The 6,805-nt window shown below is 70.5% G+C and carries 7 protein-coding genes; 1 reads left to right on the forward strand and 6 read right to left on the reverse strand.

What is annotated here, in order from left to right; all coding sequences use genetic code 11:
• Nucleotides 1-3: 3 nt before the first annotated feature.
• The 6 genes from arsJ to SALMUC_RS11640 all read right to left on the reverse strand — a co-directional run bounded on the left by arsJ (nucleotide 4) and on the right by SALMUC_RS11640 (nucleotide 5,642).
• A complete protein-coding gene (arsJ, locus tag SALMUC_RS11620; protein ID WP_020040512.1) occupies nucleotides 4-1,272 on the reverse strand; it encodes an organoarsenical effux MFS transporter ArsJ in 1,269 nt (422 codons plus the stop codon).
• A 64-nt stretch (nucleotides 1,273-1,336) separates the two neighbouring features.
• Complete coding sequence (locus SALMUC_RS11625) at nucleotides 1,337-2,335, reverse strand: ArsJ-associated glyceraldehyde-3-phosphate dehydrogenase (RefSeq protein ID WP_020040511.1); 999 nt, start codon at nucleotides 2,333-2,335, stop codon at nucleotides 1,337-1,339.
• Nucleotides 2,332-3,174, reverse strand: a complete 843-nt coding sequence (locus SALMUC_RS11630; RefSeq protein ID WP_021120275.1) for an arsenate reductase/protein-tyrosine-phosphatase family protein — start codon at nucleotides 3,172-3,174, stop codon at nucleotides 2,332-2,334. The genes SALMUC_RS11625 and SALMUC_RS11630 overlap by 4 nt, the downstream gene beginning before the upstream one ends.
• Nucleotides 3,175-3,238: 64 nt before the next feature.
• The gene (locus SALMUC_RS11635; RefSeq protein ID WP_020040509.1) at nucleotides 3,239-4,630 is read right to left on the reverse strand and encodes a bifunctional enoyl-CoA hydratase/phosphate acetyltransferase; all 1,392 of its coding nucleotides are present in this window, start codon (nucleotides 4,628-4,630) and stop codon (nucleotides 3,239-3,241) included.
• Nucleotides 4,631-4,792: 162 nt separating this feature from the next.
• Nucleotides 4,793-5,038 (reverse strand): DUF6473 family protein, encoded by a 246-nt coding sequence (locus SALMUC_RS31805; RefSeq protein ID WP_425414303.1) that lies wholly within the window; start codon nucleotides 5,036-5,038, stop codon nucleotides 4,793-4,795.
• A complete protein-coding gene (locus SALMUC_RS11640; RefSeq protein ID WP_425414302.1) occupies nucleotides 5,004-5,642 on the reverse strand; it encodes a DUF6473 family protein in 639 nt (212 codons plus the stop codon). The genes SALMUC_RS31805 and SALMUC_RS11640 overlap by 35 nt, the downstream gene beginning before the upstream one ends.
• A gap of 143 nt (nucleotides 5,643-5,785) precedes the next feature.
• Here SALMUC_RS11640 and SALMUC_RS11645 point away from each other — a divergent pair, with 143 nt between their 5' ends.
• Complete coding sequence (locus SALMUC_RS11645; RefSeq protein ID WP_020040508.1) at nucleotides 5,786-6,661, forward strand: 3-hydroxybutyryl-CoA dehydrogenase; 876 nt, start codon at nucleotides 5,786-5,788, stop codon at nucleotides 6,659-6,661.
• Nucleotides 6,662-6,805 lie beyond the last annotated feature (144 nt).

Consider the following 6,805-nt stretch of genomic DNA (forward strand, 5'->3'; position numbering starts at 1 on the left):
GGCTCAGGCCCGGGCCGCGCGGGGCCCGGGCGTCAGCCGCCCCGCCGCGAGGGCGCTCAGCGCGACCATGACGGCGGCGGTCCCCAGGCAGAGCGGCAGCCCGCCGAGTTGGTAGGTCGCGCCCGACAGCACCGTGCCCAGCAGCCGCCCGGCGGCATTGGCCATGTAGTAGAAGCCCACGTCCATGGTCACCCGGCGATCCTCGGTGAAGGCGAGGATCAGGTAGCTGTGCAGCGAGGAATTCACCGCGAAGATCGCGCCGAAGACCAGCAGCCCGGCGATCAGCGCGGCGGTCAGCCAGGGCGCCGGGTCTCCGGCGGCGGCGACCAGCGCCGCCAGCAGCGCCGGCACCACGGTCAGCGCCAGGGCCCAGCCCCGCGCGGCATGCACCAGCTCCGCCTCGCCGCGCTCTTTCGCGCGCAGCAGCCGGGGCGCCGCGGCCTGCACCGCGCCGTAGAGGATCACCCAGACCGCCATGAAGGTGCCGATGGTGAAGAAGGCCGCGCGGTCGCCCGCCTCGGTCCCGTCCGAGAGCACCGCGTAGAAGTAGATCGGGATGCCGACCACGAACCACACGTCCCGCGCCCCGAACAGGACCACCCGCGCCGCGCTCAGCCAGTTGACGTTGCGGTTCTTCGACAGGACCTCGCGGAATTTCGCGCCCTTGCGCCCCGCGGGGAGACCGCCCGGCATCTTCAGCGCCACCGCCACGAGGATGACCAGCAGCACCGCCGCCATGCCCAGCACCGCGGGCTTGAATCCCGCCAGCGCCAGCAGCGCCGCGCCCAGCAGGAAGCCGAGGCCCTTCACGGCGTTCTTGGACCCGGTCAGCACCGCCACCCAGCGAAAGAGCCCGTCCTCGCCTTTGGGCGCCAGCAGCTTGACCGCCGACTTGGACGACATCTTGGCCAGGTCCTTGGCGACGCCGCTCGCCCCCTGCACGAGCATGACGTAGGCCACCGAGAGCCCCAGCGCCCAGCCCGGGTCGAGCTGCGCCAGCGCCACCAGCGCCACCACCTGCAGCCCCAGCCCCGCGTAGAGCGTCGAGGTCAGCCCGAAGCGCGCCGCGATCCAACCGGCCGAGAGGTTGGTGACCACGCCCGCGATCTCGTAGAGCACGAAGAGGTAGGCCAGCTGCACCGGCGAGAAGCCCAGCGTGTGGAAGTGCAGCAGCACCAGCATCCGCAGCGCGCCGTCGGTCAGCATGAAGGCCCAGTAGGCCGCCGTCACGGCAATGTAGGCACCGAGCGGGTTGTCGGAGGGGCGCGTCATCTCGGGCGGGTGTCCTGTGGCGAGAGCGGGTTTGCGTATTTGGAGAAAGATGAATGGGCGGGCGTCAGAGGCTGTCGCCGACCATGCGCGCCACGTCGACCAGGCGGTGCGCGTAGCCCCATTCGTTGTCGTACCAGGCGTAGACCTTGAGCTGGGTGCCGTCGGTCACCATGGTCGAGGGGCCGTCGACGACGGCCGAGCGCGGATCGTTGGTGTAGTCGCTGCTGACCAGCGGGCGGTCCTCGTGGCCGAGGATGCCCTTCAGCTCGCCTTCGGCGGCCGCGCGGAAGAGCGCGTTGACCTCCTCGGCGGTGGTCTCGCGCTCCAGCTCGAAGACGCAGTCGGTCAGCGAGGCGTTCAGCAGCGGCACGCGCACCGCGTGGCCGTTCAGCTTGCCGGCAAGCTCGGGGTAGATCAGCGTGATCGCCGTCGCGCTGCCGGTGGTCGTGGGGATCAGCGCGTTCAGCGCCGAGCGCGCGCGGCGCAGGTCCCTGGCCGGGCGGTCCACGATGGTCTGGGTGTTGGTCACGTCATGGATCGTCGTGATCATGCCGTGCCGGATCCCGAGCGCCTCGTGAACCACCTTGACCACGGGCGCGAGGCAGTTCGTCGTGCAGCTCGCTGCCGTGACGATGTCGTGCGTGGTGGCATCATAGGCGTCGTCGTTCACGCCGAAGACGATGTTCGCCACGGGCCCGTCCTTGACCGGGGCCGACACCACGACCTTCTTCACCCCGGCCTCGAAGTAGGGGGCGAGCTTCGCCGCGGTCTTGAAGACGCCGGTGCAGTCGATGACCACGTCCACGCCCTCGAGCGGCAGGTCCTCGATGCGGCTCTCGCCGTGGACGGGAAGGCGGGTGCCGTCCACGGTGATGCCGGTCTCGTCGTGCCCGAACGCGGCCGGCCAGCGGCCGTGCACCGTGTCGAACTCCAGCAGGTGCGCGTGCATCGCCGGATCGCCGACCGCGTCGTTGATCCAGGCGATCTCGGCGCCGCTTTCGAGCAGCGGGCGCAGGGCGAGCTTGCCGATCCGGCCGAGGCCGTTCAGGGCGTAGGTGGTCATGCGGGGGTGTCCTCGTGGTCCGTGGTGCCGATCCGGTCGACCTCGCGCTGCAGCGAGATCCGGTCGAGTGTGTCGATGGGCAGGGCGGTGAAGGCGGTCAGGCGGTTCTTGAGCATGCCGAAGACCTGCTGGAAGGCGAGCCGCCGCTCGGCCTCGGTGCCCTCGGCCTTGACCGGGTCGGGCAGGCCCCAGTGGGCGCTGATCGGCTGGCCGGGCCAGGCCGGGCAATCCTCGTTCGCGGCGCGGTCGCAGACGGTGAAGACGAAGTCCATCGCCGGCGCCTCGGGCCCCTGGAACTCGGCCACGTTCTTGGCGCGCAGCGGCGCGGTGTCCATGCCCTTGTCCTCGAGCATCGCCACCGCGATGGGGTTCAGCTCGGAGGAGGGGCGCGTGCCCGCCGAGAAGGCCTCGAACCGGTCGCCGGCCATCTGGCGCAGCAGGGTTTCGGCAAAGATGGACCGGGCGGAATTGCCGGTGCAGATGAACAGGACGTTGTACTTGCGGTCTGGCATGGCCGTGTCTCCGGGGGCAGGGACGGGGGCGGGGCAGAGGTCGGGGCGCCCGTGGCAGCAGTCCTGCCACAGGAATGCGACAAGCCCCTGAATGCCCGCGATCTCCGCCCGGTAGAGCAGCGAGCGCCCCTCGCGCCGCTGCGAGACCAGGCCGCAGTCCCTCAGCGCCGAGAGGTAGACCGAGGCGGTGCTGGGTTTGAGGTCCAGCGCCGTCCCGATCTCGCCCGCCGGCACCGCGTCGGGATAGCGCCGCAGCAGCATGCGGAAGACCGCCATGCGCTGCGGATGACTGAGAGTCGCGAGCTGTTCGAATCGAGTCGTTTCCATATTTCATGAATTAATGAAATATGAGGCGCCGCGCAAGCCGCACGGCGCGCCGCCGCGGGCCGGCTCAGCCCGCGCCGCCGCCGGTCCGCGCGTGGTGCAGCGCCGCCACCGCGCAGGAGGCGAGCCGGCTCATGTCGTCGTCGGCGCGGCTGTTGAGGATCACCGGCACCCGCGCGCCCATGACCACGCCCGCCGCCTCGGCGTGGCTGATGTAGGTCAGCTGCTTGGCCAGCATGTTGCCCGCGTCGAGGTTGGGCGCCACGAGGATGTCGGCCCGGCCCGCCACGGCCGAGCGGATGCCCTTGGTCCGTGCGGCGGCGATGTCGACCGCGTTGTCCATCGCAAGCGGCCCGTCGACCAGCCCGCCGGTGATCTGCCCGCGGTCGGCCATCTTCGACAGCAGCGCCGCGTCGATCGAGGAGGGGATGTCGGGGTTCACCGTCTCGGTCGCCGAGAGCACGCCCGCCTTGGGCTGCTCGATCCCCAGCGAGATCGCGAGGTCGATGGCGTTCTGCACGATGTCGACCTTGGTCTTGAGATCCGGCGCGATGTTGATCGCCGCGTCGGTCACCAGCAGCGGGTGGTCGACGCCCGGCACGTCCATCACGAAGATATGCGTGAGGCGCCGCCCCATGCGCAGCCCGGTCTGCTTGTCGAGGATCGGCCGCAGCAGCATGTCGGTGTGCAGGTGGCCCTTCATGATCGCCTCGGCGCGGCCCTCGTGGACCAGCTGCACGGCGCGGCGGGCGGCGTCGCGGTGCACGGGCTCGGCCAGGATCTCGATCCCCTCCAGCGAAACGCCCATCTCGCGCGCCGTCTCGGCGATGCGGTCCGGGGCGCCGATCAGCACCGGCTCGATCAGCGTGTGGTCTCGCGCCTTCAGGGCCCCGCCCAGGGCGTTGGGCTCCTCGGGGCAGACCACGGCGGTGCGCAGCGCGGGCAGCGGCTCGGCCTTCTGCAGGAGGCGCTCGAAATGGCGGTGGCGCTGCACGATGAGGCCCGGCAGGTCGTGGCTGTCGTAGGCCACCTTGCGCCGCGGCGCCGTCACCTCGGCCACGCCCGAGAGCACCACCACGCCATCGCCCGCGCGCCGCACCTCGGTCGCCAGCGTCACCATGCTCTCGCGGTCGCTCTTGTCGGTGACGGTGACCTTGCTGACCAGCTCCTCGCCGGCATGGGCATAGGCGTGGAAGACGCTGGTCTGCGAGCGGTAGAGCGTGCCGGCCCCGGGCAGCACGTTGCCGAGCACCGCCGTCACCAGCGCCGCCACGTAGGCCCCCGGCACGATCGCCTCGGGGTGGCCATCGCCGTCGCCATCGGCGTCGAAGAGGTGCAGCGGGTTGTGGTTGCCCGAGACATTGGCAAAGACCAGCAGGTCGTCGGCGGTGCAGAGGCGGCGCAGCTCGGCGGTCTCACCGATCTTCAGCTCGTCGAAGGTCCGGTTCTCGATGTGCATGGGTCCTGGCTCCGCCCTGTCCGCCGCGCGCCGCGCGGCCCGGTCCCGGTCCCGGTCAGCATTACGGCACGGGCGGCCTCTTTCCATGACCCGATGCCGCGTCCGCTTGCCGCAGCACGGCATCGTGGCCCCGCTGCACGCTCCTGCGGCAGGCCTGCGCGCTCAGGCGGCGCGCGGGACCAGCTCCTCCAGCGCCGGGACCAGCGCCTCCGCGGCCTCGGCATGGGCCGCCGGGCCCATCAGCTCGGCGGCGGCGCCGGCCTCGACCTCGGCAAAGACCATGCCTTCGGTGCCCGCCGCCCGCGCGGCCTCCGAGGGCACGACCTCGACCAGCCCGGCCGCCCGGCGGCGCAGCGCCGCGATCATCGCCCGGTCAACGAAGAGCGGATCGGGCCCCAGCGCGTCCAGCGGCCCCTCGGGCGGCGCATGATCCGCGAGCCACGAGCAGCAGCGCCCGCCCCCGCAGCACCGTCAGCAGCTGCGTCATCCGCGCCATCCAGGCCTGCCGCAGCTCCTCGGTGACCTGGGCAAAGCGCTCGGCCGAGACCTCGCGAAGCCGCCCCAGCATGTGCCGCGTGAAGTGGAACTCGGTGAAATCCACCTCGGGATAGAGCGCCTGCAACCCCTCCGAGGCGCGCAGGAAGCGGTCGTTGCGCCGCGGATGCACGCCGTAGAAGCGATTCGACATGTTCTGCGCGCTCATCATCTGCACCACGCAAAGCTCGGCCCGCGCCGCGACATCCAGCGCCCCGGCATCGTTCAGATACAGATCCGGCCCGGCGTTCACCGCGCCCAGGTTCACGCAGACCCGGTCCAGCCGCTGCTCCGCCAGCGCCGGAAAGGGCGCCGCGACGAAGCGGCCATAGGTCTCGGTGCCGCCCAGAAAGGCGACGTAGGACTCGTCCAGCGACCGGCGCGGGCCGCGGAACAGCACGCGCGACCGGCCATACCGGCACGGATAATACTCCAGGCCCCCCCGGGCCGTTACAGCACAGGTCATGCCACCCACCATCTTTTGTCTCACCCGCGCCCAGAGTGCGACAAACTCCTTTCCGATTCGCTAAGGTCAAAAACCACGGCATATCCCGCGCCTTCGCCTTGCGACCCGCGCCATGCCGCGCCATGCTCGGCGCGAACAAAGGCAGAGGGCAGAGGATGGATATCAGGAGCATCGGCGTCGTCGGCGCGGGCCAGATGGGCAACGGCATCGCGCACGTGATGGCGGTCGCCGGCTACGAGGTGAAGCTCAACGACATCGACGGCGAGGCGCTCGAGCGCGCCATGACCCTGATCGCGAAGAACCTCGACCGCCAGGTCAGCCGCGAGAAGATCACCGCCGAGGCGCGCGACGCCGCGCTCGCCCGCATCACCACCACGCAGGACATGGCCGAGATCGGCCCCTGCGACCTGGTGATCGAGGCCGCGACCGAGCAGGAGGCGATCAAGCACAAGATCTTCGAAAGCCTCGCGCCCCACCTCGGCCCGGACACGATCCTGACCTCGAACACCTCGTCGATCTCGATCACCCGGCTGGCCTCGCGCACCGACCGCCCCGAGCGCTTCCTCGGCTTCCACTTCATGAACCCGGTCCCGGTCATGAGCCTCGTCGAGCTCATCCGCGGCATCGCCACCGACCAGCCGACCTACGAGGCCTGCCTCGGCGTGGTCGAGAAGCTCGGCAAGACCGCCGCCAGCGCCGAGGATTTCCCCGCCTTCATCGTCAACCGCATCCTGGTGCCGATGATCAACGAGGCGGTCTATACCCTCTACGAGGGCGTCGGAAACGTGCGCTCCATCGACCGCGCGATGAAGCTCGGCGCCAACCACCCGATGGGCCCGCTCGAGCTGGCCGATTTCATCGGCCTCGACACCTGCCTCGCGATCATGAACGTGCTGCACGACGGGCTCGCGGACACCAAGTACCGCCCCTGCCCGCTGCTCACGAAATACGTCGAGGCCGGCTGGCTCGGCCGCAAGACCAAGCGCGGCTTCTACGACTACCGTGGCGACGAGCCGGTGCCGACGCGCTAGCACCGGCCCCGCCCTTCATCTTTCCGCAAAATACGCCGGGGGAATTCGCCGCAGGCGAAGGGGGCGGAGCCCTCCACCCACCCCACGGCACGGCTCACTCGCCGGGCAGGTCGCCTGTCCCGAACCCTTCGTTCAGCACCCGCA

The organism is Salipiger mucosus DSM 16094 (assembly GCF_000442255.1).
GTDB lineage: Bacteria > Pseudomonadota > Alphaproteobacteria > Rhodobacterales > Rhodobacteraceae > Salipiger > Salipiger mucosus.